3 protein-coding genes are annotated in these 2,553 nt (G+C 58.9%); all 3 read right to left on the reverse strand.

Annotated elements, in window-relative coordinates:
* Positions 1-1,026 (reverse strand): ABC transporter ATP-binding protein (locus ACXRVY_RS23800; protein WP_458238407.1); only part of this gene is annotated, 1,026 nt, incomplete at its 3' end.
* A 39-nt stretch (positions 1,027-1,065) separates the two neighbouring features.
* Positions 1,066-1,863 carry an ABC transporter permease gene (locus ACXRVY_RS23805; protein WP_223457303.1) on the reverse strand — a complete coding sequence of 266 codons (798 nt, stop codon included), beginning with the start codon at positions 1,861-1,863 and terminating at the stop codon, positions 1,066-1,068.
* Positions 1,860-2,553 (reverse strand): ABC transporter permease (locus tag ACXRVY_RS23810; protein WP_458238408.1); only part of this gene is annotated, 694 nt, incomplete at its 5' end. The genes ACXRVY_RS23810 and ACXRVY_RS23805, both read right to left, overlap by 4 nt.

Below are 2,553 nucleotides of genomic sequence, written 5' to 3' on the forward strand. Positions count from 1 at the left end.
GTGCACGCCAGGCAAGTTGTAATCGGCATGCCGTTTCTGCACCTGCAACTCAAGCCCGCCGCTGGCTTCGAGATAGATGTTGACCATCGAGCCGATGAACTCTTCACCGACGACGGTGCAGTTCAGCCGGTTGCGTCGCATAGGCTGCGCGGTCAGGTCGATATGCTCGGCGCTGACGCAGACTGTAACGCGCTCAGCGGGAACAACCGTTTTACCCTCAGGCAGCCGCGCCAGGAATCCACCGTGCTCCGAATCGAGGCAAACCAACCCGCTATCGTCGAAGCCAACGACGGTGCAATCAAGGATGTTTTTACCGCCAACGAACCCGGCAACGAAGCGGTTGTGAGGCTCAAGGAAAACGTCCTGCGGCGAGCCGATCTGTTCGACCCGGCCGCGACTCATGATCACTACACGATCGGCCATTGCAAAGGCTTCGGATTGACTGTGAGTGACGTAGACAAAGGTGATACCCAGGTCCTTCTGCAGTCCAGTCAGCACGCCTTGCATGCGCACACTCAGATGAGCGTCGAGGGCGCTCAGGGGCTCGTCGAGCAGCAGGATCGGCGGTTCGGTGACCAACGAGCGTGCCAACGCCACGCGTTGCCGCTGGCCACCGGAGAGCAGGCTTATATCGCGAGTGGCGAACTCCTCCAATCCAAGCCGTTCAAGCCACAGTAGCGCCTTCTTGCGTCGCTCAGCCWTGGCCATCCCTCTCATTCGCAGACCGAACTCGACGTTCTCCAGCACGTCAAGAAACGGGAACAGCGCCAGGTTTTGCCAGACCAGCGGCGTCTCCCGTTCCCAGGAGTAGAGATCATTGATGCGCTCACCGTTAAGACGAATTTCGCCTTCACTGGGTTTATCCAGCCCCGCGAGCATGCGCAGCGTTGTGGTCTTGCCGCAGCCGCTCGACCCCATGATCGCGACGAACTCACCTTTGTAAATCTCCAGGCTCATACGTTCGACGGCCTGATAGCTATCGAAATGTTTAACCACGTTGTCGAATACCACCAACGGTTGAGTCATGGCTGAATCCTTCGTGTTCGGATGATTGTCAGGGTGGTATCAGGCACTGGCGGGCTTACGCCGCCGCATCAACAGCAGTTGCGCGAGGATCACTAGGGTCATGGTCGTGATGAAGACGATGGTGCCGATCGCGTTGATGGTCGGGCTCACCTGCCCTTGCAGCGTATTGAGGATGCGCACGGGCACCGTTTCGTTAAGCCCCGACACGAACCAGGCGACAGCGAACTCATCGAAGGAAACGGCCATGGTCACGAACAGCGCGGCGAAAATGCTCGGCGCCGTGAATGGCAGGATCACATGACGCATGGCCTTCCATTGATTGGCCCCCAGGTTCCAGGCCGCCGCCTCGATGTTCGGATCCATCTGCGCCAGGCGCATCCTGATGACCGCCATGGCGAACGGTGCGCACATCACGACATGGCTGATCATCACCGCGTAGATCTCGCCGGATAGCCCGACCCGCGACAGGAAAGCCAGCATCGCCAGCCCCATGATCACCACCGGAATGGTGGGCGGCAGTAGCGCAAGCGCCATGTAGATCGACTTGCCGAAGAACTGGTAACGGAAGTCTGTGTAAGCCGCCGTAAACCCAAGCAGGGTTGATACCAGCGACACGACCACACCCACCGTCAGGCTGTTCCTGAATGCCTGCCAGACCGCCGGATCGCTGGCGATCGTCTCGTACCAGTGCAGGCTGAAACCGCCCAGTGGCAAGGAAGGGAAACGGTCAATGCTGAACGAGAACACGAAGCTGCCGGCAATCGGCAAAAAGATGAAGAGGAACACCATGACGACAAAGCTGCGAAGCAAGAAGTTGATCAACCGATGCTCGTTCATGCGCGCCTCCGGTAAGCGAAACGAACCGCACCAAAAGCGGCGATGAGCAACGTCACGATCATCATCGTTGCGATCACCGCCGCGCGTGGCCATTGCTGGCCGGACTTGGTGGTGTCCGTGATCAGCGTACTCAAGGTCGGCGGCTGACCACCACCCAGGTAGAGCGGGCTGACAAAGTCGCCGAAGGTCAGGATGAAGCAGAACAGCGCCGCAACCACGATGCCGATCCGCGCCGACGGCACCACCACCAGCAGCACCGTTCGCAATCGTCCGCAGCCGAGGTTGTGCGCCGCCTCGATCAATGAACTGTCGATGTACATCAGGCTGAACAGTTGCAGCAAAACCACCAATGGCAGACACAGCGTGAAGTAGCCAATATAAGTACCGAACGCTGTATTGAGCATGGTAAACGGCTCCAGCCCGAGCAGACCGAGCGCGGCATTGAAGATGCCGTTATCGCTGAGGAACACCTGCCATGAATAGGTGCGCACCAGGTAGCTGGTGAAGAACGGCGTGACCAGCAGCAACACCAGCAGCTGCTTTGCCGACTCGCGAAACTTGAAGGCGATCGTATAAGCGCAGGGAAAGGCCACCAGGCTGACCAGCACAGTGGCACCCGCCGCCATGGCGAGGGTATGGACGTAGGCATCCCAAAAGAAGCCGCGGCTGAACATGTAGCTCCAGTTGAGC

This window comes from Pseudomonas sp. P5_A2_2 (assembly GCF_054177685.1).